Below are 25763 nucleotides of genomic sequence, written 5' to 3'. Positions count from 1 at the left end.
CAGCAACGCACCGCAACGAACAACAAGGAGTCCCGCGATGAGCCATTTTCTGGACAAGCTTTCCTACTTCTCCCTGCCCCGGCAGGAATTCTCCAACGGCCATGGCCAGGTGACGGGCGAGGACCGCACCTGGGAAGACGCCTACCGCGACCGCTGGGCGCATGACAAGGTGGTGCGCTCCACGCACGGCGTGAACTGCACGGGCTCGTGCTCGTGGAAGATCTACGTCAAGGGCGGCATCGTGACCTGGGAGACCCAGCAGACCGACTACCCGCGCACGCGCGCCGACCTGCCCAACCACGAGCCGCGCGGCTGCGCGCGCGGCGCCAGCTACAGCTGGTACCTGTACAGCGCCAACCGCGTCAAATACCCCATGGTGCGCGGCCGGCTGCTCAAGCACTGGCGCGCTGCCCTGGCCGTGGCCAGGAGCCCGGTCGATGCCTGGGCCGCCATCGTCGAGAACGAGGATGCGCGCAGCGAGTGGCAAAAGCAGCGCGGCCTGGGCGGCTTCGTGCGCAGCAGCTGGGACGAGGTCAACCGCATGATCGCGGCGGCCAACGTCTACACCATCAAGAAGCACGGGCCGGACCGCATCATCGGCTTCTCGCCGATTCCGGCCATGTCCATGATCTCGTATGCCGCAGGCAGCCGCTACCTGAGCCTGATCGGCGGCGTGTGCATGAGCTTCTACGACTGGTACTGCGACCTGCCGCCGGCCAGCCCCCAGACATGGGGCGAGCAGACCGACGTGCCAGAGAGCGCCGACTGGTACAACTCCAACTTCATCATCGCCTGGGGCTCCAACGTGCCCCAGACGCGCACCCCCGACGCCCACTTCTTCACCGAGGTCCGCTACAAGGGCGCCAAGGTCGTGGCCGTCACGCCCGACTACTCCGAGGTCGCCAAGCTGGCCGACCTGTGGATGCACCCCAAGCAGGGCACGGACGCGGCCGTGGCCATGGCCATGGGCCACGTCATCCTCAAGGAGTTCTACTTCGGCGAGCGCGGCCGCCCGGCCTATTTCGAGGACTATGCGCGCCGCTACACCGACCTGCCGCTGCTGATCCGCCTCAAGCGCCAGCAACTGCCCGACGGCCGCACGGCCCTGGTTCCCGAGCGCTATGTGCGCGCCAGCGACTTCGAAGGCGACCTGGGCCAGGACAGCAACCCCGAATGGAAGACCGTGGCCTACGGCGAGGACGGCGGCGTGGCCCTGCCCAACGGCTCCATCGGCTTTCGCTGGGGCGAGGCCGGCCGTGCCGACGAGGGCCTGTGGAACCTCGAATCCAAGGAGGCGCGCACGGGCAACGACGTGCAGCTCAAGCTCTCGGTGCTGGACGGCCAGGGCGTGGACAGTGAAGTGGCCGACGTGGCCTTCCCCTACTTCGGCGGCCTGCAGTCGCCGGGGTTCGACGCCAACGAGCAGGGCACGGACGTGCTGCTGCGCCGCGTGCCCGTCTCGCGCATGGTGCTGGACGGCGAGGAGGCCATCGTGGCCACCGTGTTCGACCTGCTGGCGGGCAACTACGGCATCCACCGTGGCCTGGAGGGTGAGGCCACCGAGGGCGCTGATGGCGGCTATGACGCCGATGCGCCCTACACCCCGGCCTGGCAGGAAAAGATCACCGGCGTGCCGCGTGACCAGGTGATCGCCATTGCGCGCCAGTTCGCCGACAACGCCGAGAAGACGCGCGGCAAGTCCATGGTCATCATCGGCGCGGCCATGAACCACTGGTACCACTGCGACATGAACTACCGCGGCATCATCAACATGCTGATGCTGTGCGGCTGCATAGGCCAGAGCGGCGGCGGCTGGGCGCACTACGTGGGCCAGGAAAAGCTGCGCCCGCAGACCGGCTGGACTGCGCTGGCCTTTGCGCTGGACTGGCTGCGCCCGCCGCGCCAGATGAACTCCACCAGCTTCTTCTACGCCCACACCGACCAGTGGCGCTACGAGAAGCTGGGCGTGGAGGAGGTGCTGTCCCCGCTGGCCGACCGCAGCCAGTACGGCGGCGCCATGATCGACTACAACGTGCGCGCCGAGCGCATGGGCTGGCTGCCCAGCGCGCCGCAGCTGCAGGCCAACCCGCTGCAGCTGGTGCGCGACGCCCAGGCCCAGGGCCTGGACGTGAAGGACCACGTGGTGCAGTCCCTGCAGGACGGCTCGCTGTCCATGAGCTGCGAGGACCCCGACCACCCGGCCAACTGGCCGCGCAACATGTTCGTGTGGCGCTCCAACATCCTGGGCAGCTCGGGCAAGGGCCACGAGTACTTCCTCAAGCACCTGCTGGGCACCACGCACGGCGTGCAGGGCAAGGACCTCGGCCACGATGAAGCCAAGCCGCAGGAGGTGCGCTGGCACGACAAGGCACCCGAGGGCAAGCTGGACCTGCTGGTCACGCTGGACTTCCGCATGAGCACCACCTGCCTGTACTCGGACATCGTCCTGCCCACGGCCACCTGGTATGAGAAGAACGACCTCAACACCAGCGACATGCACCCCTTCATACATCCGCTGTCGGCGGCCGTGGACCCGGCCTGGCAGGCCAGGAGCGACTGGGAGATCTACAAGGGCTTCGCCAAGTCCTTCAGCGAGGTCTGCGTGGGCCACCTGGGCGTGGAAAAGGACGTGGTGCTCACGCCGCTGATGCACGACACCCCCGCCGAGCTGGCCCAGCCCGATGGCGTGCGCGACTGGAAGAAGGGCGAGTGCGCCCTGATCCCCGGCAAGACCGCGCCGCAGATTGCCGTGGTCGAGCGCGACTATCCCAACCTCTACAAGCGCTTCACGGCCCTGGGCCCGCTGATGGACAGGCTGGGCAACGGCGGCAAGGGCATAGCCTGGAACACCGAGACCGAGGTGGAGCAGCTGGGCGAGCTCAACGGCCTGGTGCGCGAGGAAGGCGTGAGCCAGGGCCGCCCGCGCATCGTCACCGACATCGACGCCACCGAGGTGGTGATGATGCTGGCGCCCGAGACCAACGGCCACGTGGCCGTCAAGGCCTGGGAGGCGCTGTCGAAGCAGACGGGGCGCGAGCACGCCCACCTGGCCCTGCACCGCGAGGACGAGAAGATCCGCTTTCGCGACATCCAGGCCCAGCCGCGCAAGATCATCAGCTCGCCCACCTGGTCGGGCCTGGAAAGCGAGAAGGTCAGCTACAACGCCTGCTATACCAACGTGCATGAGCTGATCCCATGGCGCACCCTCACCGGCCGCCAGCAGTTCTACCAGGACCATCCGTGGATGCGCGACTTCGGCGAAGGCTTCGTCAGCTACCGCCCGCCCGTGCACATGAAGGCGCTGCAGGAAGTGCAGGGCCAAAAGCCCAACGGCCACCCCGAGATCGCGCTGAACTTCATCACGCCGCACCAGAAGTGGGGCATCCACTCCACCTACGGCGACAACCTGATGATGCTCACGCTGGCGCGTGGCGGCCCCATCGTCTGGCTCAGCGAGGACGACGCCAAGAGCGCCGGCATCGCCGACAACGACTGGGTGGAGCTGTACAACGCCAACGGCGCCATCGCGGCGCGGGCCGTGGTCAGCCAGCGCGTCAAGCCGGGCATGGTGATGATGTACCACGCGCAGGAGAAGACCATCAACACGCCGGGCTCGGAGATCACCGGCACGCGCGGCGGCATCCACAACTCGGTCACGCGCATCGTGCTCAAGCCCACCCACATGATCGGCGGCTACGCGCAGTACAGCTACGGCTTCAACTACTACGGAACCATCGGCACCAACCGCGACGAGTTCGTCCTGGTCCGAAAGATGCGCCGCATCGACTGGCTGGATGACGAAGCCGAGGCCGGCGCGGCCGCCCATGCCTGAACAACAAGGAGAAACACGATGAAAATCCGCGCACAGATCGGCATGGTGCTGAACCTGGACAAGTGCATCGGCTGCCACACCTGCTCCGTCACCTGCAAGAACGTCTGGACCAGCCGCCCCGGCGTCGAATACGCCTGGTTCAACAACGTCGAGACCAAGCCCGGCATCGGCTACCCGCGCGAGTGGGAAAACCAGGCCAAGTGGAACGGCGGCTGGATGCGCCGCACGGACGGCTCCATCGCGCCCCGCCAGGGCGGCAAGTGGAGCCTGTTGATGCGCATCTTCGCCAACCCCAACCTGCCCCAGATCGACGACTACTACGAACCCTTCACCTACGACTACGAGCACCTGCAGTCGGCCAGGGAAAGCAAGGCCGCGCCCACGGCGCGCGCACGCAGCCTGATCTCGGGCCAGCGCATGGAGAAGATCGAATGGGGTCCGAACTGGGAGGAAATCCTGGGCGGCGAATTCAGCAAGCGCAGCCATGACGTGAACTTCGAGCAGATCCAGAAGGACATCTACGGCCAGTTCGAGAACACCTTCATGATGTACCTGCCGCGCCTGTGCGAGCACTGCCTGAACCCGGCCTGCGTGGCGTCCTGCCCCTCGGGCTCGATCTACAAGCGCGAGGAGGACGGCATCGTCCTCATCGACCAGGACAAGTGCCGCGGCTGGCGCATGTGCGTCTCGGGCTGCCCCTACAAGAAGATCTACTACAACTGGCAAAGCGGCAAGGCCGAAAAATGCATCTTCTGCTACCCGCGCATCGAGGCCGGCCAGCCCACCGTCTGCTCCGAAACCTGCGTGGGCCGCATCCGCTACCTGGGCGTGCTGCTGTACGACGCCGACCGCATCGAGGAAGCGGCCAGCGTGGAGCGCGACCGCGACCTCTACCAGGCGCAGCTGGACATCTTCCTGGACCCCAATGACCCCGAGGTCATCCGCCAGGCCCGCATCGACGGCATCCCCGACGCCTGGATCGAGGCCGCCCAGTCCAGCCCCGTCTACAAGATGGCCGTGGACTGGAAGGTGGCCCTGCCGCTGCACCCCGAGTACCGCACCCTGCCCATGGTCTGGTATGTGCCGCCGCTGTCGCCCATCACCTCGGCGGCGAACGCCGGGCATCTCGACAGTGTCGGCCGCAGCCCCATCAATGGCGACCTGCCCGATGTCTCGCAGCTGCGCATCCCCGTGCAGTACCTGGCCAACCTGCTCACCGCCGGCGACACCACGCCCGTGGTGCGCGCGCTGGAGCGCATGCTGGCCATGCGCGCGTACCAGCGCAGCAAGCACGTGGACCAGGAACAGAACCTGGCCGTGCTCCAGTACGCGGGACTGACGGTGCACGAGGTCGAGGACATGTACCAGACCATGGCGATCGCCAACTACGAGGACCGCTTCGTCATCCCCTCGGCCCACCGCGAATACGCCGAAAGCGCGTTCGATTTGCGCGGCGGCTGCGGCTTCTCGTTCGGCAACGGCTGTTCTGACGGCAACACCGACGCCAGCCTGTTCGGCGGCAAGAAGCCGCGAACCATCCCCATCCGCGCGCAAATGTGAGGACTGCCGCCATGTTCAATCACAACACCTCCACCCCCGTGCGCCTGACGCTGCGCGCGCTGGCCTGCCTCATCGGCTACCCGGGCGCCGAGCTGCGCGCCCTGCTGCCGGGCCTGATCGACGCCCTGCGCCTGGAGCAATCCGTGGCGCCGGCGCGGCTGCGCGAGTTGCAGCAGCTGGCCGAGCAGCTGCAGGCCATGGACCCCTTCGAGGCCGAGGCCCGCTACGTGGACACCTTCGACCGGGGCCACCAGACCTCGCTGCACCTGTTCGAGCATGTGCACGGCGACTCGGCCGACCGGGGCCCGGCGCTGATCGACCTGCAGCAGACCTACGAGCGCGCGGGCCTGGCCTTCGAGGCCGACGAACTGCCCGACCACCTGGCCGTGGTGCTGGAGTTCGCCTCCACCCAGCCGCCGGCCATCGCCCGTGAATTCCTGGGCGAGATGGCCCACATCCTCAACGCCCTGTTCACGGCGCTGGCGCGGCGCGACAGCCCCTACGCCAGCGTGATCGCGGCCGTGCTGGAGATCACCGGCCACAGGGCCGAGCGCGTGGAAATCCGCCCCGAGCCCGCCATGGACGAGGCCTGGGCTGAACCCGCCGCCTTCGACGGCTGCAGCAGCCAGGGCCAATCGCGCCCCGGCGCCGAGCAGCCCGTGCATTTCGTGCGCCGCACGGCGGCGCCCCAAGCCCAAGGACCCCGCCAAAGGAGCCTGACATGACCCCCTCCTGGATAGACCACCTGCTCTTCGGCCTCTACCCCTACATCTGCCTGGCCGTGTTCTTCATCGGCAGCTGGCTGCGATTCGACCGCGACCAGTACACCTGGAAGAGCGACTCCTCGCAGCTGCTGCGCAGCGGCAGCCTGCGCTGGGGCAGCAACCTGTTCCACATCGGCGTGCTGTTCCTGTTCTTCGGCCACACCGTGGGCATGCTCACGCCGCACTTCGTCTACGAGCCCTTCATGGCCGCAGGCGCCAAGCAGCTGCTGGCCATGGTCAGCGGCGGCATCGCGGGCACGCTGGGCTTCATCGGCCTCACCATCTTGCTGCACCGCCGGCTGTCGGACGTGCGCATCCGCGCCCACTCCAGGTTCAGCGACATCGCCATCCTCTGGCTGCTGTGGCTGCAGCTGCTGCTGGGCCTGGCCACCATCCCGCTGTCTGCAAAGCACATGGACGGCTCCATGATGATGGCCCTGGCCGAATGGGCGCAGCGCATCGTCACCTTCCGTGGCGGCGCGGCCGAACTGCTGGCCGAGGCCGGCTGGGTGTTCAAGGCCCACATGTTCCTGGGCATGAGCATCTTCCTGGTCTTCCCCTTCACGCGCCTGGTCCACGTCTGGAGCGGCTTCGGCACCCTGGTCTACCTGCTGCGTCCCTACCAGCTGGTGCGCTCGCGCCGCCTGGGCCTGCCCGCATCGTCGGCACGCCGTGACGCCAAGCCCGGCCATTGAGGAGATCGACATGGAACATGGATGCAACGGATCGGGCGGCGGCCACTGCGGCTGCGCGTCTTCAACCCCTTCTTCTTCTACTTCTTCTGCCCCGATGGGGGATCTCCCGGCGATTCCCGAAGTGCCGGCCTTCCAGCCCGTGGGCGAGGCCGGTGCCGAGGTGGCCCGCATCAACGCCACGCCGCTGCACGCACCCGGACAGCGCCCGCCCGAGCGCGAACTGCGCCAGCGCGCCTGCACCGAGCTGCTGCGCCAGGCGGCCCAGCGCGAAGGCCTGCTGGGCGCCGATGATGCGGCCGGCGACGACGGCGTCATCAGCGAGCGCGCCTCCCAGGCCATAGAGCAGCTGCTGGAGCGATCGCTGCACCTGCCCGAGCCCGGCGAGGACGCCTGCCGCCGCCACTTCGATGCCAACCCCGCGCGCTTCGCCCAGGGCGAGCGCGTGCGCCTGCGCCACGTGCTGTTTGCCGTCACGCCCGGCGTGGACGTGCGCGCCCTCACCCAGCGGGCCGAGGCCCTGCTGATCGAGCTGCGCTGCGCCGACGACGCCGGCCTGCGCTTTGCCGAGGCCGCGCGCCAATGGTCCAACTGCCCCAGCGGCCAACATGGCGGCGAACTGGGCTGGCTGGGCCGCAGCGATTGCGCGCCCGAATTCGCGCGCGATGTCTTTGCCTCCCAGGAAATCGGCGTGCTGCCGCGCCTGGTGCACAGCCGCTTCGGCCTGCACGTGGTCGAGGTCTGCGCGCGCGAGGCGGGCGTTCTGCCCGACTGGCAGCAGGCGCGCCCGGCCGTCGCCCAGGCCCTGCACCAGCAGACCTGGGTGAGCGCGCTCCACCAGTACCTGCAGCTGCTGGCCGGCCAGTCCGAAGTGGTGGGCGTGCGCATCGCTGCGGCCGACTCGCCGCTGGTGCAATAGCCGGGCAAAGGCGCAGTGCCCATGCCCGACGACGAACTGCTGCTGCGCCTGCGGCGCTTCCACGAGCACGCCTTCCCGCAGTACCGCGCGCAGTTCCGCACCCTGGTCGAAGAGGCGAGGGCCTGCCCGCCCTCATCTGGGGATCGCGTTGCCCCGCTCCAGGGTCGTATGCAAGGCGCACGTGCGCCGCAAGGCATGTGCCTTGCAAGCGCGGGCAACGCCGCAGACGGCCCTGGAGCGGGGCAACCCGAAGGGAAGCTGCATGCCAGCGCGCCACTCCGCGTTGCACTCCTTGTGCGTGTGGACACACGCACGGCGTCGCGCGCCTTGATTGGCACGCTGGCATGCAGCTTCGCGACCCCAGATGAGGGCGGGCAGGCCCTGACATCCCACTACGCTGTTCATCGGCTGCTCGGACTCGCGCCTCGTGCCCTACCTGCTCACGGGGGCGCCGCCGGGCGAGCTGTTCCTGGTGCGCAACGTGGGCGCCTTCGTGCCGCCGTACGACGGATCGCACGGCCACCACGGCACGGCGGCGGCCATCGAATTCGCCGTGCTCAACCTGCAGGTCAGCCGCATCGTGGTCTGCGGCCACAGCCACTGCGGAGCCATCAAGGCCCTGTATGGAGAAGTCTCGCCCGAGGCGCGCAACCTGCAGCGCTGGCTGGACCTGGGCCGCGAGGCCGTGCTGCCCGTGCAGGCCGGCCCCGAGGCGCTGCGCCGCACCGAGCAGCGCGCCGTCGTGCTGCAGCTCGAACGGCTGATGGACTATCCCATGGTGCGATCGCGGGTAGAGGCCGGGCAGCTCAGCCTGCACGGATGGCACTATGTCATCGAAGACGGCGAAGTCCATGTCTTCGATGTCCAGACCGGCCGCTTTGTTGCGGCATCTCAAGCTCCGCACAGCGGCACCGGGCCGTACCCGCCCTACGTGGAGCATGATGGACAAGTGCTTGTCGACTGAGGCCCGAGCAAGTGCCAGGGACGGCGGCAGGCAAGTCAACACGGGAGCCATGCCAATGCATCGCGAAAACCTGGGCCGCGCGCAGGACGCGGCGGATCTGCAGCCCATCAGCCTCGATGTGCTGCGCGAGAAATACCTCAAGGACGGCGAGACCGGTGTGGGTGAGCTCTACGCCCGCGTGGCCCGCGCCCTGGCCTCGGTCGAGCCCGAGGCGCGCCGCGCCGAATGCGAGGCCCTGTTCCTGGCCAACCTGCAGGCCGGCGCCATAGGCGCGGGGCGCATCATGAGCGCGGCCGGCACCGACCTGCAGGCCACGCTGATCAACTGCTTCGTGCAGCCCGTGGGCGACTGCATCCAGGGCGTGGACGACGGCGGCTACCCCGGCATCTACGAAGCCCTGCGCGAAGCCGCCGAAACCATGCGCCGCGGCGGCGGCGTGGGCTACGACTTCTCGCGCATCCGCCCGCGTGGCGCCGAGGTGCGCGCCACCGCCTCGCTGGCCTCGGGCCCGTGCAGCTACATCAACGTCTTCGACCAGTCCTGCGCCACCGTGGAAAGCGCGGGCGCGCGGCGCGGCGCCCAGATGGGCGTGCTGCGCATCGACCACCCCGACGTGCTCGAATTCATCACCGCCAAGCGCACGCCGGGCCGCTGGAACAACTTCAACGTCTCGGTCGGCGTCAGCGACGCCTTCATGCAGGCCGTGGCCGAAGACCAGCCTTGGCACCTGGTGCACCGCGCCCGCCCCGGCACCGCCCTGCTGGAGCAGGGTGCCCACCAGCGCACCGACGGCCAGTGGGTCTACCAGACCCTGCCCGCCCGCACGCTGTGGGACACCATCATGCGCTCGGCCTACGACTTCGCCGAGCCCGGCATCCTCTTTCTGGACCACATCAACGACGACAACAACCTGCGCTACTGCGAGGAGATCGCGGCGACGAATCCTTGCGGCGAACAGCCGCTTCCCTCCTACGGCTGCTGCGACCTCGGCCCCGTCATCCTCACGCGCTTCGTGCGCCATCCGTTCGGCTTCGCGGGCGAGCCTGCGTTCGACTTCGAGGCCTTCGAGCGCGCCGTGGGCGTGCAGGTGCGTGCGCTGGACAACGTGCTGGAGCTGACCTGGTGGCCGCTGCCGCAGCAGCGCGAGGAAAGCGAGGCCAAGCGGCGCATCGGCGTGGGCTTCACCGGCATGGGCAATGCGCTGGCCATGCTGCGCCTGCGCTACGACGCGCCCGAGGGCCGGGCCATGGCCGCGCGCATTGCCGAGCGCATGCGCGATGCGGCCTATGGCGCCTCGGTGGAGCTGGCGCGCGAGAAGGGGGCCTTCCCCAAGTTCGACGCCGATGGCTACCTGGCCGAAGGCACCTTCGCCAGCCGCCTGCCCGATGCGCTGCGCCAGCGCATACGCACGCACGGCATACGCAACAGCCACCTGCTGTCCATCGCGCCTACGGGCACGGTCAGCCTGGCCTTTGCCGACAACGCCTCCAACGGTATAGAGCCGCCGTTCTCCTGGACCTACAAGCGCAAGAAACGCACGGCCGATGGCGGCAGCGCCGAGTACGCGGTCGAGGACCATGCCTGGCGCCTGTACCGCTCGCTGGGGGGCGACGTGCAGCAGCTGCCCGAGTACTTCGTCAGCGCGCTGCAGATGCCTGCGGCCGGCCACATCGCCATGATGCAGGCCGTGCAGCCCTTCGTGGACACGGCGATCTCCAAGACCGTCAACGTGGCGGCCGACTACCCCTACGAGGACTTCAAGGACCTGTACCGCCAGGCCTGGAAGGCAGGTCTCAAGGGCCTGGCCACCTACCGGCCCAACACCATCCTGGGCGCCGTGCTCGAGACCCATGCGCCCGAATCTGCTGAACAGCCGGCCTCCCCCGCGCCGGCGGGAGCGGCGGCTTCCGCACCCGACCCGCTGCGCACCGTGATAGAAAGCCGCCCGCAGGGCGCGCTGGACGCCGTGGCCGAGAAGATCGAGTACTGGACCCAGCAAGGCCCCAAGCGCCTGTACCTGGTCGTCTCCTTCCTGCCCGTGGTCCTGCCCGATGGCCGCACGGTGGACCGCGCCATCGAATTCTTCATGCCCGTGGGCCAGAGCGGCGAATCCCAGCAGTGGGTGACCTCCAGCATGCGCCTGCTGTCACTGGCCGCGCGCGGCGGCTTCCTGGAGCGCGCCCTCAGCGACATGCGCAAGGTGGCCTGGGACCGGGGCCCCGTGCGCCTGGGCACCCACCAGCGCGACGACGGCACACGCGTGCCCATGTGGCACGACTCCGAGGTGGCCGCCATCGCCTATGCGGTGCAGAACATCCTGGCCCGGCGCGGCAGCGGCGCGCCGCCCGCCCCATCGCCGCTGCCCGAGCCCGAGGCCCTGGCCACCGACCCCATGGTCATGGCCGGCCGCAAATGCGAGGAATGCGGCGCCCATGCCGTGATCCGGAAGGACGGCTGCGAGTACTGCACGGCCTGCGGCCATCTGGGGAGTTGCGGGTGAAAGTTGCCGTGGCCCCACGCCCGCAGGGCGATGCCGTGCCCGGCTGGCGCGCGCCCGGCACGGGCTTCGACCAGCCCTTCGAGATGCTCGAAGCCTGCCACGAGCGCGTGCTGCGCATGCTGGCGCTGCTGGACCGGCTGCGCGTGCATCTCCAGACCAAAGGTTGCGACGACAGCGCACGCCAGGCGGCGCGCGACATCCTGCGCTACTTCGACCAGGCGGCGCCGCTGCACCATGAGGACGAAGAGCTGCATGTCTTCCCGCCGCTGCTGGAGCAGGGCGATGCGCAGACCGTGGCCCTGGTGCAGCGCCTGCAGCACGAGCATGGCCTGATGAGCGCCGACTGGGCGCTGGCGCGCCAGCCGCTGCTGGACATGGCCGAGGACCGTTGCCAGGGCTTTGGCGCGGCTGACGAGGCGGTGTTCGAACGCTTCGCGGCCTGCTATGCCAGCCATGTCGAGAATGAAGAGCGGCTGGCCTACCCGCAGGCGCGCGGCATGCTGCCAGAGGCAGCGCAGGCGGCCATGGGCCGCGAGATGGCGGTGCGGCGGGGCGCTGACCTGTCACGGAGATAGCGCCGCCGGCAGCGCGCGGGAGCCGGCGCGGCGATACTCGCAGGCTTTGGACCTGCCCCTGCCTCGCCTGCCATGCCCGAGCGCCGCCCCATTTTCCTGCTTCGCATCGCACTGACCCTGCTGGGCGCCCTTGCCGCCGCCCAGCTGTGCCTGTGGCTGCGCACGCCGCTGCCCTGGATGCTGGGGCCGCTGATCGCCACCTCGCTGGCCTCCATCCTGGGCGCGCCCACGGCCAGTTCGGGCCGGCTGCGCAACGGCGGGCAGTGGATCATCGGCGCCTCGCTGGGCCTGTACTTCACGCCGGCCGTGGTGCAGTTGATCGCGGGGCTGTGGTGGGCGATTGCCGTGGCCATTGTCTGGGCGCTGCTGCTGGGCTGGGGCTTCGGCGCCTGGCTGTACCGCGTGCATGCGCCGCGCATGCCGCAGATACCGGCGGGCGAGATGCGCGCCACCACCTATTTCGCTGGCGCCATTGGTGCGGCCTCTGAAATGACGCTGCTGGCCGAGCGCGAGAACGCGCGCACCGACCTGGTGGCGGCCAGCCACAGCCTGCGCCTGGTCATCGTCACCGTGAGCATTCCATTCGCGCTGCAGTGGAGTGGCCTGCACGGGCTGGAGGGGCTGACGCCGCCCAGCATCCGCATCGTCGAATGGCCGGGGCTGGCGCTGCTGGCCGTGCTCACGGGCCTGGGCGCCTGGGCCATGGACCGGCTCAGGCGCGCCAACCCCTGGTTCCTGGGAGCGCTGCTGGTGTCCATGCTGCTGACCATGTGCGGCCAGGAACTGTCGGCCGTGCCTCAGGCCCTGGTCAATGCGGCGCAGCTGGTGATCGGCATCAGCCTGGGCGTGCGCTTCAAGCGCGAATTCCTGCACACCGCGCCGCGCTGGCTGGGCTCCGTGGCCGTGGGCACCGTGGGGCTCATGGCGATCTGCGCGGGCTTTGCCTGGCTGCTGCACCTGGCCGTGGACCTGCCCTGGGTCACGCTGCTGCTGGGCACCTCGCCGGGCGGCATCACCGAGATGGCCATCACCGCCAAGGTGCTGCAGCTGGGCGTGCCCGTGGTCACGGCCTTCCAGGTCTGCCGGCTGATCGCCGTGCTGCTGCTGGTGGCGCCGCTGTTCCGCTGGGTGGAGGCGCGCGGGCCGGCCGCGTCGCGCACGGCCTAGGGCCCACCTCACCACAGCCCACTGTCGCTGGTCGATACCGCAATCGCACCACCGGCCAGCGCCTGCTGGACCTGCTCCTGGCTGCAGACGAAGCCCGAGGCCACGAGCGGCGGCAGGATGCGGCGCTCGGCCTCGGTGATATGGGCCAGCATGGGGGCGGGCATGATCTGCACGAGGTTGGGGTCGCTCTGCTCCACGGCCTTGATGCTGCGCGGCCAGGTGGAGCGGTCGGTGACGAAGACTTTTTGCATGGTCAGCAGCCCGGCCTTGTTGGCGCGCTGGATGGTGGCCACGCGCGTGGACAGCAGGCTGCTGGCGCCCAGGTCCACAAGGTAGTCCACGCCGCCCTTGTCGGGCGAGATGCCGTCGCAGCTGTCGATATTGACGATGGCGATCTTGCCCGCCCCGGTGATGGTGGAGATCACCGAGCGCAGGCGGCGCAGTTCGATGTTGGCGACGATGGCGACCTCGGCCTGGCTGGCCAGCAGCGCGTCCATCTGCTCGGCCCCGTACAGGGTGGCGATGACGGGGCGGCGCGCCAGCCGCGCGCCCAGGGAGTTGTCCGGGCGGCCCATGTCAGAGGTCCAGCCCCAGCTTGCCGGGGTTGAGCAGGTTCTTGGGGTCCAGCATGCGCTTGGTGGCCTCCAGCAGGGCAAAGGCCGGGCCCAGCGACTGCCGCATGTAGGGCGCGCGCAGCAGGCCCACGCCGTGGTGGTGGCTGAGCGTGGCGCCGTGGCGCAGCAGCACGGCGTTGGCCGCGTCCCAGGCCGCGCGGTACCACTGGGCGCGCTGGTCCACGGCCACCTCGCCGCGCAGCGAAAAGTACAGGCAGGCGCCATCCACATAGGCATGCGACTGGTGGGCCGAGCCGGCCAGGGTGCCGGGGATGGCCTGCAGGGCGGAGACCACTTCCTCGTAGATGGCCGGCAGGTCTTTCCAGGGGCCGCACATCTCCAGCGTGTCGGCGACGAAGCCCGGGCCTTTCTTGAAGCCCTCGGCGCTCTTGCCGGTCAGGTAGCGCGTGTCCAGCCAGCGCTCCAGGGTGGCGGCACCGTCCAGCCGTTCTCCCAAGGGTGCGCACACACGTTCGCAGATGGCCATGACGGCATCGACGATCTCGGGCGCGCCTTCGTCGGCGATCAGCAGCACGTTGAGGTCGCTGCGGCCGAATTGCACGCCGCTTTCCAGCGCGTCGTACAGCCGCAGCGCGGCGGGGTTGGCGCCTTGCTGCAGGATCTGGCGGCAGGCTTCCAGGCCCTGGGCAAAGCTGGCGAAGCCATAGGCGATGGCGCGGCCGTGGTCGGGCAGGCGGTGCAGCTTGAAGCGGATGCGCACGATCACGCCCAGCGTGCCTTCCGAGCCGATGAACAGCTGCTGCAGGTCCGGCCCGATGGCCGCGCGCGCGTAGCCGCCCACGGTGACGAGGCGGCCATCGGCCAGCACCACGTCCATGCCGTGGACCATGTCCTCGATCTTTCCGTAGCGCGTGGACAGCTGGCCCGCGCCCCGGCAGGCCACCCAGCCGCCCACGGTGCTGATGCCGAAGGACGAGGGCCAGTGGCCCATGGTCATGCCGTGGCGGCGCTGGATGGTTTCCTCGAACACGTCGCCGAACATGCCGGCCTCGACCTCGACGATCTGGCTTTGCTCGTCCATGGCGATGAAGCGATTGAGTTCGCACAGGTCCAGCACGATGCCGCCGCGCAGGGGCAGGGCCGCGCCCGTGACGTTGCTGCGCCCGGCCGAGACGGTGACGGGAATGGCGTGCGCGTCGGCAATGCGCATCACGGCCTGCACCTGCTCCACGGTGGATGCATGGGCGATGACGGCCTGCGGCGTGGCCGGGTGGCCCGAGGTCTCGGCCACCATGGTGCGGGCCCACCAGTCGCGCGTGCCGGCAACGATGTCGGCGCGCTCGGTCTGCACGCGGTCGCAGGCGGCGCGCAGCGCGGCGAGCACGGCCTCGGACACGGCCACGGGTTCGTGCTGCAGGCCGCAGGCAGGACCTTCGGAGGCAGGGCGGTCGGCTGCGGGTGCGGCCTGCGCCGCCCAGCCCGGGGTCGTGGGGGCGCCCACCACGTAGTTGCGGCGGTTGTAGCCGCGGGCGATTGCGTCTTTGCTCAGCATTGGATGTCTCCCATCAAAATCTGTTTCTCGCGCTCCATGGCGCGGCGGTAGTCGTGGATCTGCTGCGCTATCTGCGCAGGTGCCAGCCCCAGTTCCTGGGCCAGGATGTCGCCCACGCGCGCTGCGGCGCGGGCCGATGCATCGCGCGCCATGAGGCGTGCGCGCATGCGGCGCGAGAGCACGTCTTCCACCGTGCGCGCCATTTCGTGGCGCGCGGCGTAGAGGACTTCGGCCTCGGTGTGGGGCAGTCCCTCGACGATGGGCCGGGCCAGCGCGGGATGCGCGTCGAGGATGTCGCTGACGAAGCGCGCTTCCGTGCCGTAGCGCTCGCCCAGGTGGGCCGACAGTCCGCCCGTGGCCGTGATGGCCTGGGCGTCGTAGCCGGCCGCGCCCAGCAGGAAGGCGGAGGCGGTGGTGCAGTGCGTGCGCCGGCCCAGCAGTTTCTCCACGGCGTCCACGGTCTGCTCGGCCATGTGGCGCGAGGTGGTGAGCTTGCCGCCGACGATGGTGACCAGGCCGTCGGCTGCCACATGGATCTCGTGGTTGCGCTTCATCTCCACGGTCTTGCCGCCGGGCGGGCCGACCAGGGGGCGGCAGCCGGCGATGGAGCCGACCACGTCCTCGGGCGACAGGTCCACCTTGAGCGCCGATCGCGCGCCTTCGAGCAGGAAGTCCAGCTCGGCGCGCGTGCAGTGCACATCGTCCAGGCTGCCCGCATAGTCCTCGTCGGTGGTGCCCAGGTAGGAGACATCGCCCCAGCGCGTGATGGTGGCGCGCCGGCTGCGGCCCGGCACGGGGATGGTGACGGTGCAGTCGTTGCGTATGCGCAGCCAGGGAATGGCCACGTGCACGCCCTTGGCGGGGCGCACGTGCAGCTGCGCCTGCTGGTCGGGCCTGCGGCCATCCCAGTCGCGCAGCCAGACGCCCGTGGCCATGACCACGCTGCGCGCGCGCACCGTGATCTCGCGGCCATCGGCCTGGACGATGGCGCCGTCCACGCCGCCGTGGGCGTTGCGCGTGATGGCGGTGGCCCGGGCATGGTTGAGCACGGCCGCGCCATGGAAGGCCGCCGTGCGCGCCACGGCCAGCGTGAGCCGCGCATCGTCCACGCGCGCGTCGAAGTACATGTAGCCGCCCAGGAGCTGCTCTTCGCGGAAGGTCGGGCAGTGCGACAGCACCTCGGCCTTGCCGAGCTTGCGGTGCAGGATGCCTTCGCGCCAGCCGCCGGCCAGGTCGTAGGTCCACAGCAGGCTGCCGAAGGCCTTGGCCAGGCGGGCGTCGAAGACGCCGTCGCGCTCCATCACGGGAAACAGGAAGGGCAGGCGCTGCACCAGGTGGCGCGCATTGCGGCGCAGGCGCTGGCGCTCCAGCAGCGAGTGCCGCACCAGTCCCAGGTTGCCCTGCTCGATGTAGCGCAGGCCGCCGTGCACCATCTTGGAGGACTTGGACGAGGTGCCCGAGGCGAAGTCGTCCTTCTCCACCAGGGCCACGCGCAGGCCGCGCAGGCTGGCGTCCAGCGCCGCGTAGGCGCCGGTGATGCCGCCGCCGATGACCAGCAGGTCGAAGGCCTCGTCGCCCAGCCGAGCCAGCTGGTCCGCGCGCTGCAGCTGCAGCGGCGCGGTCTGGGTCAGCATGGCGCTGTCCCTGCGCTCCTTGCCAAAGGGCCATTGCATCATGCGCAGCCCTCCAGGGCGGCGCTGCGGCCGGGGGCCCGGGCGCGGGCCAGTTCGTCGCCCACGCGGGCGCGCCAGATGCGGCGGCGCTCGCCGCGCTCGTCGGCGGCCATGCGCGGGGTGAAGACCGCTTCGGTGCGCAGCGTGGCGCAAGCCTGCTCCAGCCCGTCCCACAGCAGGCCTGCGCTGCCGGCCATGAAGGCGATGCCGCGCAGGCTGGCCTTGTCGGTATCGGCCAGGCGGCGCACGGGCAGGCCGCCCAGGTCGGCCTGGATCTGCAGCAGCGCATCGCTGCCCGACAGGCCGCCGCCCACCAGCAGCTCGCCCACCTCGGTGCCTGCGGCCGCCTCGTCGGCCTGCACGCAGGAGGCCACGGAATGCGCAATGCCTTCGAGGATGGAGCGCGCCAGCTGCGGCCGCGAGGTGGCCATGGACACGCCCGAGATCGAGGCCCGCGCGCCCGGCTCCATGGCCGGCAGGCGCAGGCCGGTGAGCGCGGGGATGAAGACCAGGTCGGCCGGCGTCTCGGCCTCGCGGGCCAGGGTGCTGATCTGCTGCGGGTTGTCGAACCACTGCAGCTTCTCGCAGATCCAGTTGAGCGCCGATCCCGTGGTGGGCACATAGGTCTCGATGGCATAGCGCGAGACACCGTCCATGCGCCGCGCCGTCATGGTCAGCGAGCTTTCATGGGCCGCGTCATGCGCGGGCAGCTTTGTTCCCGTGAGCACATCGACGAAGCTGCCCGTGCCATGCACGCACAGCGCCTGGCCCCGCTCCAGGCAGCCCAGGCCCACGGCGGCCGCATGCTGGTCGCCCGCACAGGCCAGGATGGGCACGGCCAGGCCCAGCAGCTCGGTGCGCGTGCGGCCGAAGTCCTGCACGTCCTCGCACAGGCGGGGCAGCAACTCGGCGGGAAACTCCAGCGCGTCCAGCCAGTCCTGCAGGTAGCGGTGATCGCCCAGCGCATAGGCGTTGCCCGAGGTCACATTGGTGGGCGTGGTGACCACGGCGCGCGCATCCGACAGATGCCACAGCAGCCAGGAGTCGATGGTGCCGAAGGCCAAGCGGCGCTGCTGCCAGGCCTGGGCCACGGCCGGGCATTCGCGCAGCTTGCGCGCGGCCCACAGGTAGGGCGAACGCACGCCCACGGGCCGGCCCGCGTGACGGATCAGCCGGGCATCCCAGTCGCCGGCCAGCAGGGCCAGTTCGTCGCGGTGGCGCGAGTCCTGCCAGACCATGATGGGCGCCAGCGAACGGCCCGTGGCCGTGTCCCAGAGCACGGCCGAGCAGCGCTGGTTGGCAATGGCCAGGGCCACGATCTGCTGGCCGCTGCCCTGGGCGCGGGCGATGGCGCGGCGGCACACGTCCAGCGTGCGCTCCAGCAGCAGGTCGGCGTCCTGCTCGACCACGCCGGGGCGCGGGCAGTGGATTTCCAGCGGCAGATAGTCCTGGGCGGACACCTGCCCGTCGCGCCCCACGACGGCGGCGCGCGTGCCCGAGGTGCCTTCGTCGATGCAAAGGATCACGGCTTCATGGTGCATGGAGTGTTCTCTTTCAGGCGGTGGTTTGAGCGATCTTGGCGGGCGGGGCGGCGCCGTCCGCGAACTGGGGCGCGCCGGGCTCGTCGTCGGGGTTCACCGTGGTGCGCGTGGGGTCCCAGCGGATGGAAAAGCAGACGATGCTGGCCAGCAGCGGCACCACGGACAGGATGAGGAAGGTGTTCTCCAGCCCGTACTGCTGGCGGAACAGCGGGAACACCAGCAGCCCCAGCGCCGCGCCCATGGCGCCCAGCGCGCCGATCACGCCGTTGGCGCCCGCGCGAAGCTCGCTGCGGAACGACAGCGTGGACAGGCTCTTGCCGTTGGCGCCGGGCCCGCCCGAATGAAAGAGGATGAACAGCGAGGGCACGGCCACGGCCAGCCAGATCGGCATGCGGCCGTTGAACAGGCCCAGCACCAGCAGCATCAGGAACACCAGCGCAAAGCCGAAGGCCGAGGCCCGCCGCAGGCCCAGCCTGCGCCCGATGACGGGCGACAGGAAGCCGCCGACGATGCCGAACACGTTGAACACCAGCGCGCCCAGCGTGGCCTCGCGGAAGTCCTTGCCGAACAGCGAGGCGCTGATCAGCGGCAGGTACCAGCCCACGGCAAAGTACTGGATGGACTGGCCTATCTGCACCGTGGCCGCCAGCAGCGTGCGCGGCAGGTAGATGCCGCGAAAGATCAGCAGCACATTGGCCAGCCCGCGCCGGGCCGGGTTGAGCACGGGAAGGCGTTCGGCGGGCGGCGCGGCCTCGAAGCGCTGGCCGTGTGCGCCGTAGATGCGCGTCATGGCGCGGGCGGCGTCATCCAGCCGCTCCTTGCGTGCCAGCCAGGTCGGGCTTTCCACCAGCAGCGCGGCCTGCATGCCCAGGATGAACAGGCCGAACACCGCCGTGGCAGCCACCGAATAGCGCCACAGCGAATCGCCCACATCCCAGGAATGGAACCACAGCGCCAGCACCAGGTTGCTGCACACGGCCATGTACCACATGCCCTGCCAGACATTGAGCCGGCTCTTGAGGCGGGCGGGCGTGAATTCGGCCAGCACCGCCATGGCGATGGCGAAGTCGATGCCATACGCCGCGCCCACGAAGAAGCGTCCGAAGAGGATGGTGGCGTAGTCGGGCGCCATGCTGACCAGCAGCGCGCCGGCCACGGCCAGCACCTTGGCGATGACCAGCGGGCGCATGCGGCCCCAGCGGTCGGCCATCCAGCCGCCGATGGGATTGAAGGCGATGGACACCCAGGAGGCCAGCGACGTCATCCAGGCCACTTCGGCCGGCGTCAGCTGCTGGTCGCGCGTCATGGGGCCCAGGCCCACGCTGAGTGCGGAGTTGGAGAATGCGTCGAGGAAAAGTCCGCCGAGGGCCAGCCACCAGATGGTGCCGGCGCGGCCTGAAATGCCCTGGCGTGCGTCGATGTAGGCGATGACATCCTGAACGCCGCGAACCCTGTGGATGCTGGTCTGCATGCTGGCCTCCTGTGTTTCTGCAAGAGGCCGGCAAACCGTACAGGCGCGACAAGACCATCTCACAGATGGTCTTCAAATCTTGAACCTGTGCGGCGATTCTAGGCAGCAGGCGCAGCCTGCGGATCGGTGAAAGCACCAGGGTGCGCGCAATGGCCGCGCCCAAAGAAAAGGCCCGCCGCAGAGAACCTGCGGCGGGCCTGGCGCGAAGTCCCTTCACGGGACCGTGCGCTGTGTGCTGTCAGTGGACCACGACAGGCTGCTGGGCCAGGCCGGCGTAGCGCTCCAGGGCGTCCTCGACCTCTTCCTCGGTGGGGGCGTCCTGCTGCCAGGCGATGATCTGCTTCTGGAACATCTCGGCCCAGGAGCCGTCCAGATAGACCTCCTTGCCCGAGCGCTTGTCCACGATTTCGAAGCCGTGGCGTGGCAGCTGGCGGGCGGCATCGACCTCAGCTTCGCCGGCCGCTGCATCCGGATCCATGTCGGGACGCAGATGGAGCACCACAAAAGATTCGGAGTCGTAAAGCATTTGCATGGTGTTCCCTTTCTGGCCCGTTGCCGGGCGTCGCACAGCCTACATGGCTGCGAAGCGCCGGATTTCAAGGACCGTGGGGGTCCCGATCTATCGCAGGCACTTGCATGCAGTATTCCACGGATTGGCATGCGCTGCGGCGTGTGCCGCAGGCCGCGCTGTGGTAGGCGGGCGGTGGCGGTGGCTGCAAGTGCAGGACTACCGGGAAATCACCGGTGTCCCACCGGTGTCCCGTGTGTCATGGCGCCTGGCGGCTCTTGAGCTGCAGATCGGCGAAGTCGCCGTTGTCCTGCGCCAGCCGGATGCGCACGGGCAGGTATTGCATGGACGGCGCCAGCCACAGCGAGGCCTGCTGGTCATCGCCGGCCGCCGCGATCTTGTCCAGCCGCAGCGCCTGCGTGCTGCCCGAGGGCAGGTCCAGCGTCTCGGTCTCGCCCACGCGGAAGGTCCAGCGGTCGGCGCGCCGTGCGCTGACGGTGATGAAGCTGATCTGCGTGCCCGCCGGGTAGCGCTGCGGCGCCGCCGCCAGCAGGGCCGACAGCTGCAGGAACACGCTGAGCCGGTCCTGCGCGCCGGGCGCGATGGGCGCGTCGGGCGCGCCCGTGCTGAAGCGCGCCAGGTTCTGGTCGAACGCCAGCTGCGCCGATTGCTCCTTGCGCGCCTTGTCGTTGAAGCGGCTGGGCTCCAGGCCCCTGTCGGTGATGCGGCCCTCGCTGGTCTGCGAGCGCGAGCCCAGCAGGAACAGGCTGACTTCCTGGCTGGCCTGGTACTGGCCGTTGGCATGGCGCCAGACCAGCTCGGCATTGGCCGAATAGTTGAAGCGCTTGGCCTGGCCGGTGACGGCGAACGACAGCCGCGCAGGATCGGGCAGTTGCACGGGAACGGGGGCGTCGGAGGCCAGCGGCGTGCCGTCGGGCGAGGTGATGGCCATGTCCTGGGCCGGGCCGGCCGAGGGAGTGGGCGGTGTTTCGGGTTCGGGCTTGGGAGCGGGCGGCGCCGGCGGCGTGGCCGGGGTTGCCCCGCTGCCGGCATCGGCGGTTTCAGAGGCTTCCGATGCAGCAGGCTCCTGCGCTGCGGCCATCGGCAAGGGCTCCACGGTTTCGCGGATGGGCGTGTCCAGCGGCTCGGGCGCAGGTGCGGTGGGCGCGGCGGGTGCCGGGCGCTGGACCTTGGGGCGAGGCTGCTGCGGCTTGGGCGCAGGCGCCTTCGGTGCGGGTACGGGCGCTGCAGGCGGGGGGGCGGGTGGCTCGGGCAGGGACAGCGCCCGCGTCTGCATGGCCGCCACCTCGGTGTGCGGCGCCGATACCTGGCTCCACAGCGGCAGGCCCAGCAGGGCCAGGGCGTGCACGCCCAGCACCACGGCGGTGAGGGCGGGCAGGGCGCGCTGGCGCAGGTGCATTTCAGGCATTCCAGCCCAGGTCCTGGGACAGCTGCACGCAGGCCTCGCGCAGGGGTGCATCGATGGCGCCGCCGTATTCGGGGTCGAAGGTGGCAATCGAGCCCAGCGTGGTCAGGCCCAGCACGATATGGCCCGAGGAGTCGAAGACCGGCGTGCAAAAGGCCACGATGCCGGGCAGCACGGTATCGACCACGCGGGCGGTGCCGCGCTCGCGCACCTCGGCCAGCATGGCATCTATGGCCTCGGGGGTGAGCGGCAGGTCCTTGCGCTGGATGCGGCGGGCCTTGTCCACCTCGGGCTCCAGCAGCGGGGCCGTGACCTCGCGCGGCAGCCAGGCCGCGAAGCAGCGCCCGGTGGCCGAGGCCAGCATGGGCATGACGTCGCCCAGGCGCAGGTTGGCGGTGACCGACTGCGCGCTTTCCTCCCAGTGCACGATGGTCGGCCCGTGGTTGCCCCAGACGGCGATGGCCGCCGTGTGGTGGATGCGCTCCATGAGCGCGGGCATGCGTTCGCGCGCCAGCCGCACGGGGTCCAGCCGCGCCAGCGAGGCCAGGCCCAGCTTGAGCGAGGCCGGGCCCAGGTCGTAGCGGGAGGTGCGCGCGTCCTGGGTGACCAGGCCGATGCGCTGGAAGCTCACGAGGTAGCGGTGCGCCTTGGCGGCGCTCATGCCGGCGTCGGACGCCAAGTCCTTGAGCATCTGCGGGCCCCGGGCGCGCGTCAGCGCCTCCAGCAATGTAAAACCGACCTCGACCGATTGAATCCCTGCGCGTTCCTTGTCCATTGCAATAGAATTTGGTTTTGTTTAGTTAAATCAATTTAACTTATCGTAATTCGTGGCTGCGTCGCCATGGGTATCCAGGCCGCTGCCCGGATGCCGTGGCGCGCGGCGGCGGCACGGGGGAGCAGCATGAAACTTGCCACATACAAGGACGGATCGCGGGACGGGCAACTGGTCGTGGTGTCACGCGACCTGAGCCAGGCCCATTATGCGACCGGCATAGCGAGCCGCATGCAGCAGGTGCTCGACGACTGGAGCTACATGGCGCCCCAGCTTCAGGACCTGTACCACCTGCTCAACAGCGGCAAGGCGGTCCATGCCTTTGCCTTCGATCCGCGCCAGTGCATGGCGCCGCTGCCGCGCGCCTACCAGTGGGCCGACGGCTCGGCCTACATCAACCATGTGGAGCTGGTGCGCCAGGCGCGCGGCGCCGAGGTGCCCGCCAATTTCTACACCGACCCGCTGATGTACCAGGGCGGCAGCGACGATTTCCTGGGCCCCTGCGACGACGTGGTGGTGCCCAGCGAGTCCATGGGCATCGACTTCGAGGCCGAGATCGCCGTCATCACCGCCGACGTGCCCATGGGCGCCACGCCCGAGCGTGCGCTGGGCGGCGTGCGCCTGGTCATGCTGGCCAACGACGTGAGCCTGCGCAACCTGATCCCCAATGAGCTGTCCAAGGGCTTCGGCTTCTTCCAGTCCAAGCCCGCCACCTCCTTCAGCCCCGTGGCCGTGACGCTGGACGAGCTGGGCGACGCCTGGAAGGGCGGCCGCCTGCACCTGACGCTGCAGTCCACCTGGAACGGCCGCAAGGTCGGCATGTGCGATGCGGGCGAGGACATGAGCTTTCACTTCGGCCAGCTCATCGCCCATATCTGCAAGACGCGCAATGTGCGCGCCGGCTCCATCGTGGGCAGCGGCACCGTGAGCAACAAGGGCGTGGAAAGCGGCAAGGGCAAGAACCGGCGCATGGAGTGGCCCAAGGGCTACAGCTGCATCGCCGAAAAGCGCTGCATAGAGACCATCCAGGACGGCGCGCCCAAGACCGAGTTCATGCGCTTTGGCGACACCATCCGCATCGAGATGAAGGGCAAGGACGGCCAGAGCATCTTCGGCGCCATCGACCAGAACATCGTCGAGCCTGCCGAATGAGCCGCGTCTGCGCACCCTGGTGGCGCCTGGCGGGCAGGTCGCTGCGCGCCGGCCTGGCCGCGCTGGCGCTGTCGCCGCTGGCCGCGGCATTCGCGGTGCCCCCGGCCGCAGCCCCCGTCACCTGCCCGCCCGAGGCGCGCATGCCCGGCCCGGACGAGATCCGCGCCATGCAGTGCAAGGCGCAGGACCGTGGGCTGCTTTGGCGCATCGAGCACCGGGGCCGCACCAGCTGGCTCTACGGCACCATGCATGCGGCCAAGCTCGACTGGAGCGTGCCCGGCCCCACGGTGGCGGACGCGCTGCGCGCCTCCGACAGCCTGGCGCTGGAGCTGAACATCCTCGATCCCGAGGTCATGAAGGTCCTGTTCGCAGGCATGCAGGCGCGGCCCGAAGCGCCGCCGCTGCGCGGCGATCTCCAGCGCCGGCTTGAGGAGCAAAGGCGCCTGGCCTGCGCCGGCCCCGAGCTGGCCCTGCTGCGCCCCGACGCCCAGGTGATCTCCCTGTTGTCGCTGGCCGGCCGCAGCGAGGGGCTGGACGCGTCCTATGGCATCGATTTCTCTCTGGCCGGGATGGCACGCGCTCTGGACAAGCCCGTGCTGTCCCTGGAGACGCCCGAGCTGCAATTGCGCGAACTGGTCTCGGACGACCCCGCGCGCGTGGCCGAGACGGTGGCGTCCGGCCTGCGCCAGCTGGAAAGCGGCATCGCCTCCCAGAAGCTGGGACTGATCGCACGCGTCTGGGCCGATGGCCGCATCCACCTGCTGGAGAGCCTGCCCGACTGGTGCGACTGCATGGCCAATGCCGCCGAGCGCGCCGACTACGACCGCATGGTCTATGGCCGCAACCCCGGCCTGGCGCGCGAAGTGGCGCGGCAGATCCGTTCCGGCCGCAGCGTGTTCGCCGCCGTGGGCGCCCTGCACATGGTGGGCACGCACGGCCTGCCGGCGCTGCTGGCGGCCCAGGGCTTCAAGGTGCAGCGCGTGGAGTTCCCCGCAGCCAGCCCGCCCTGAAACACACGGCCGCCGCCTCCATGAACAAGAGCAACAGGGCGCGGCCAGGACCCATCCACACCCATCCCACAGGAGACAACAATGGACCGTAGACAATTCCTGGCCGCCGTGGCGGCCTCATCCGCCGGCATGGCCGCGCCTTTTGCACAGGCGCAGGACTGGCCCGCCAGCAACATCCGCTGGGTCGTGCCCTATCCGCCCGGCGGCGGCACCGACGTGCTGGCGCGCACCGTGGCCGAGGCCATGCGCCAGACGCTGAACCAGACCATCGTGGTGGACAACCGCCCCGGCGCCTCCACCAACATCGGCGCACAGATCGTGGCCACGGCCAAGCCCGACGGCTACACCATCATGTCGGCCGACAACGCCGTGCTGGCCTACAACGAGCACCTGTTCAGCAAGCTGTCCTTCAACCCCGAAAAGGACTTCACCTACATCGGCGGCATCAGCCGCTTCCCGATGGCGCTGGTGGTGAACCCGAACTTCGAGGCCAAGACCTTCAAGGAATTCCTGGCCTACGTGAAGGCGCATCCGGGCCAGGTCAACTACGCCTCGCCCGGCAACGGCTCGCCCCACCACCTGGCCATGGAGATGTTCAAGAACCGCACGGGCACCTTCCTGACGCACATCCCCTACCGTGGCGCGGCGCCTGCGCTGGCCGACGTGATGGGTGGCCAGGTGCCCTGCATGTTCCTGGACCTGGCCTCGGGCCTGCCCGTGATCCAGTCGGGCAAGGTGCGCGCCCTGGCCATCGGCACGGGCAAGCGCGTGCCCAGCCTGCCCGAGCTGCCCACGCTGGCCGAGGTCGGCGTGCCCGACACCGAGGTCTATGCCTTCCAGGGCATCCTGGGCCCGGCCAAGATGCCCCCGGCCGTGGTGCAGCGCCTGAACGCCGAGCTCAACAAGGCCCTGGCCAACCCCGCCGTGGTCAAGCGCATGCAGGACTTCGGCATGGAGGCGCTGCCCGGCACGCCCGAGCAGTTCCTGGCCATGTCGCGCGCGGAGTCCAAGCGCTGGGGGGCGATCATCAAGAGCGCGGGCGTCAAATTGGACTGACCCCCTGAGCGGCTGCGCCGCTTCCCGTTGCACGGCGCCCCTTCTCGCTTCGCG

19 protein-coding genes and 1 pseudogene are annotated in these 25763 nt (G+C 69.6%); 12 read left to right on the top strand and 8 right to left on the bottom strand.

Annotated features, from left to right (window positions below; translation table 11 throughout):
- The first annotated feature begins 37 nt into the window (after window positions 1-37).
- The 9 genes and pseudogenes from PO605_RS03960 (at window position 38) to PO605_RS03915 (ending at window position 12973) form a co-directional block, all read left to right on the top strand.
- Window positions 38-3832, top strand: coding sequence for a nitrate reductase subunit alpha (locus PO605_RS03960; protein ID WP_047472643.1), 3795 nt, complete (start codon window positions 38-40; stop codon window positions 3830-3832).
- Between the two features lie 18 nt (window positions 3833-3850).
- Complete coding sequence (gene narH / locus PO605_RS03955) at window positions 3851-5392, top strand: nitrate reductase subunit beta (protein WP_043820333.1); 1542 nt, start codon at window positions 3851-3853, stop codon at window positions 5390-5392.
- A gap of 11 nt (window positions 5393-5403) precedes the next feature.
- Window positions 5404-6117, top strand: a complete 714-nt coding sequence (gene narJ / locus PO605_RS03950) for a nitrate reductase molybdenum cofactor assembly chaperone (RefSeq protein WP_013804386.1) — start codon at window positions 5404-5406, stop codon at window positions 6115-6117.
- The gene (gene narI / locus PO605_RS03945) at window positions 6114-6851 is read left to right on the top strand and encodes a respiratory nitrate reductase subunit gamma (protein WP_012203043.1); all 738 of its coding nucleotides are present in this window, start codon (window positions 6114-6116) and stop codon (window positions 6849-6851) included. The genes narJ and narI overlap by 4 nt, the downstream gene beginning before the upstream one ends.
- 94 nt (window positions 6852-6945) lie before the next feature.
- The gene (locus tag PO605_RS03940; protein ID WP_047470365.1) at window positions 6946-7767 is read left to right on the top strand and encodes a peptidylprolyl isomerase; all 822 of its coding nucleotides are present in this window, start codon (window positions 6946-6948) and stop codon (window positions 7765-7767) included.
- Between the two features lie 385 nt (window positions 7768-8152).
- A pseudogene (locus tag PO605_RS03930) lies at window positions 8153-8731 on the top strand (carbonic anhydrase); the annotation flags it as partial.
- 55 nt (window positions 8732-8786) lie between these two features.
- A complete protein-coding gene (locus PO605_RS03925) occupies window positions 8787-11231 on the top strand; it encodes an adenosylcobalamin-dependent ribonucleoside-diphosphate reductase (protein WP_047470362.1) in 2445 nt (814 codons plus the stop codon).
- Entirely contained in the window at window positions 11228-11806 is a 579-nt protein-coding gene (locus tag PO605_RS03920; RefSeq protein WP_052195763.1) for a hemerythrin domain-containing protein, read from the top strand. Before PO605_RS03925 ends, PO605_RS03920 begins: the two co-directional genes overlap by 4 nt.
- Before the next feature lie 72 nt (window positions 11807-11878).
- Complete coding sequence (locus tag PO605_RS03915) at window positions 11879-12973, top strand: AbrB family transcriptional regulator (protein ID WP_046239402.1); 1095 nt, start codon at window positions 11879-11881, stop codon at window positions 12971-12973.
- An 8-nt stretch (window positions 12974-12981) separates the two neighbouring features.
- Here the strand turns inward: PO605_RS03915 and PO605_RS03910 are convergent, their stop codons facing one another.
- The 8 genes from PO605_RS03910 to PO605_RS03875 all read right to left on the bottom strand — a co-directional run bounded on the left by PO605_RS03910 (window position 12982) and on the right by PO605_RS03875 (window position 22494).
- Window positions 12982-13548 carry a glycerol-3-phosphate responsive antiterminator gene (locus tag PO605_RS03910; protein ID WP_012203049.1) on the bottom strand — a complete coding sequence of 189 codons (567 nt, stop codon included), beginning with the start codon at window positions 13546-13548 and terminating at the stop codon, window positions 12982-12984.
- A 1-nt stretch (window position 13549) separates the two neighbouring features.
- Entirely contained in the window at window positions 13550-15100 is a 1551-nt protein-coding gene (locus PO605_RS03905) for an FAD-binding oxidoreductase (RefSeq protein WP_272206119.1), read from the bottom strand.
- The gene (locus PO605_RS03900; protein WP_047470356.1) at window positions 15094-16776 is read right to left on the bottom strand and encodes a glycerol-3-phosphate dehydrogenase/oxidase; all 1683 of its coding nucleotides are present in this window, start codon (window positions 16774-16776) and stop codon (window positions 15094-15096) included. The genes PO605_RS03905 and PO605_RS03900 overlap by 7 nt, the downstream gene beginning before the upstream one ends.
- Window positions 16773-18314, bottom strand: a complete 1542-nt coding sequence (locus tag PO605_RS03895; RefSeq protein WP_272206118.1) for an FGGY family carbohydrate kinase — start codon at window positions 18312-18314, stop codon at window positions 16773-16775. The genes PO605_RS03900 and PO605_RS03895 overlap by 4 nt, the downstream gene beginning before the upstream one ends.
- Window positions 18315-18327: 13 nt before the next feature.
- A complete protein-coding gene (locus PO605_RS03890; RefSeq protein WP_047473860.1) occupies window positions 18328-19785 on the bottom strand; it encodes an MFS transporter in 1458 nt (485 codons plus the stop codon).
- A 238-nt stretch (window positions 19786-20023) separates the two neighbouring features.
- Window positions 20024-20317 (bottom strand): BTH_I0359 family protein, encoded by a 294-nt coding sequence (locus PO605_RS03885; protein WP_047473859.1) that lies wholly within the window; start codon window positions 20315-20317, stop codon window positions 20024-20026.
- Between the two features lie 235 nt (window positions 20318-20552).
- The gene (locus tag PO605_RS03880; RefSeq protein WP_272206117.1) at window positions 20553-21722 is read right to left on the bottom strand and encodes a DUF3108 domain-containing protein; all 1170 of its coding nucleotides are present in this window, start codon (window positions 21720-21722) and stop codon (window positions 20553-20555) included.
- Window positions 21715-22494 (bottom strand): IclR family transcriptional regulator, encoded by a 780-nt coding sequence (locus PO605_RS03875; protein ID WP_012203056.1) that lies wholly within the window; start codon window positions 22492-22494, stop codon window positions 21715-21717. The genes PO605_RS03880 and PO605_RS03875 overlap by 8 nt, the downstream gene beginning before the upstream one ends.
- A 126-nt stretch (window positions 22495-22620) precedes the next feature.
- Here PO605_RS03875 and PO605_RS03870 point away from each other — a divergent pair, with 126 nt between their 5' ends.
- The 3 genes from PO605_RS03870 to PO605_RS03860 all read left to right on the top strand — a co-directional run bounded on the left by PO605_RS03870 (window position 22621) and on the right by PO605_RS03860 (window position 25709).
- On the top strand, window positions 22621-23643 hold the full coding sequence (locus PO605_RS03870) for a fumarylacetoacetate hydrolase family protein (protein WP_026062874.1): 1023 nt from the start codon (window positions 22621-22623) through the stop codon (window positions 23641-23643).
- Window positions 23640-24653 carry a TraB/GumN family protein gene (locus PO605_RS03865; protein WP_272206116.1) on the top strand — a complete coding sequence of 338 codons (1014 nt, stop codon included), beginning with the start codon at window positions 23640-23642 and terminating at the stop codon, window positions 24651-24653. Before PO605_RS03870 ends, PO605_RS03865 begins: the two co-directional genes overlap by 4 nt.
- 81 nt (window positions 24654-24734) lie before the next feature.
- A complete protein-coding gene (locus tag PO605_RS03860; RefSeq protein ID WP_016446620.1) occupies window positions 24735-25709 on the top strand; it encodes a Bug family tripartite tricarboxylate transporter substrate binding protein in 975 nt (324 codons plus the stop codon).
- The last annotated feature ends 54 nt before the right edge of the window (window positions 25710-25763 follow it).

This window comes from Delftia sp. DT-2 (assembly GCF_028401915.1).
Classification (GTDB): Bacteria; Pseudomonadota; Gammaproteobacteria; order Burkholderiales; family Burkholderiaceae_C; genus Comamonas; species Comamonas tsuruhatensis.
The sequence above is the reverse complement of the archived record's forward strand: the minus strand, read 5'-3'. Positions and strand labels throughout refer to the sequence as shown.

What these genes read in the sequence shown, in the direction of transcription:
- PO605_RS03960 (WP_047472643.1), top strand. Translation starts at nt 38, where the DNA reads ATGAGCCATTTTCTGGACAAGCTTTCCTACTTCTCCCTGCCCCGGCAG.
- narH (WP_043820333.1), top strand. Translation starts at nt 3,851, where the DNA reads ATGAAAATCCGCGCACAGATCGGCATGGTGCTGAACCTGGACAAGTGC.
- narJ (WP_013804386.1), top strand. Translation starts at nt 5,404, where the DNA reads ATGTTCAATCACAACACCTCCACCCCCGTGCGCCTGACGCTGCGCGCG.
- narI (WP_012203043.1), top strand. Translation starts at nt 6,114, where the DNA reads ATGACCCCCTCCTGGATAGACCACCTGCTCTTCGGCCTCTACCCCTAC.
- PO605_RS03940 (WP_047470365.1), top strand. Translation starts at nt 6,946, where the DNA reads ATGGGGGATCTCCCGGCGATTCCCGAAGTGCCGGCCTTCCAGCCCGTG.
- PO605_RS03925 (WP_047470362.1), top strand. Translation starts at nt 8,787, where the DNA reads ATGCATCGCGAAAACCTGGGCCGCGCGCAGGACGCGGCGGATCTGCAG.
- PO605_RS03915 (WP_046239402.1), top strand. Translation starts at nt 11,879, where the DNA reads ATGCCCGAGCGCCGCCCCATTTTCCTGCTTCGCATCGCACTGACCCTG.
- PO605_RS03910 (WP_012203049.1), bottom strand. Translation starts at nt 13,548, where the DNA reads ATGGGCCGCCCGGACAACTCCCTGGGCGCGCGGCTGGCGCGCCGCCCC.
- PO605_RS03905 (WP_272206119.1), bottom strand. Translation starts at nt 15,100, where the DNA reads ATGCTGAGCAAAGACGCAATCGCCCGCGGCTACAACCGCCGCAACTAC.
- PO605_RS03900 (WP_047470356.1), bottom strand. Translation starts at nt 16,776, where the DNA reads ATGATGCAATGGCCCTTTGGCAAGGAGCGCAGGGACAGCGCCATGCTG.
- PO605_RS03895 (WP_272206118.1), bottom strand. Translation starts at nt 18,314, where the DNA reads ATGCACCATGAAGCCGTGATCCTTTGCATCGACGAAGGCACCTCGGGC.
- PO605_RS03890 (WP_047473860.1), bottom strand. Translation starts at nt 19,785, where the DNA reads ATGCAGACCAGCATCCACAGGGTTCGCGGCGTTCAGGATGTCATCGCC.
- PO605_RS03885 (WP_047473859.1), bottom strand. Translation starts at nt 20,317, where the DNA reads ATGCAAATGCTTTACGACTCCGAATCTTTTGTGGTGCTCCATCTGCGT.
- PO605_RS03880 (WP_272206117.1), bottom strand. Translation starts at nt 21,722, where the DNA reads ATGCCTGAAATGCACCTGCGCCAGCGCGCCCTGCCCGCCCTCACCGCC.
- PO605_RS03875 (WP_012203056.1), bottom strand. Translation starts at nt 22,494, where the DNA reads ATGGACAAGGAACGCGCAGGGATTCAATCGGTCGAGGTCGGTTTTACA.
- PO605_RS03870 (WP_026062874.1), top strand. Translation starts at nt 22,621, where the DNA reads ATGAAACTTGCCACATACAAGGACGGATCGCGGGACGGGCAACTGGTC.
- PO605_RS03865 (WP_272206116.1), top strand. Translation starts at nt 23,640, where the DNA reads ATGAGCCGCGTCTGCGCACCCTGGTGGCGCCTGGCGGGCAGGTCGCTG.
- PO605_RS03860 (WP_016446620.1), top strand. Translation starts at nt 24,735, where the DNA reads ATGGACCGTAGACAATTCCTGGCCGCCGTGGCGGCCTCATCCGCCGGC.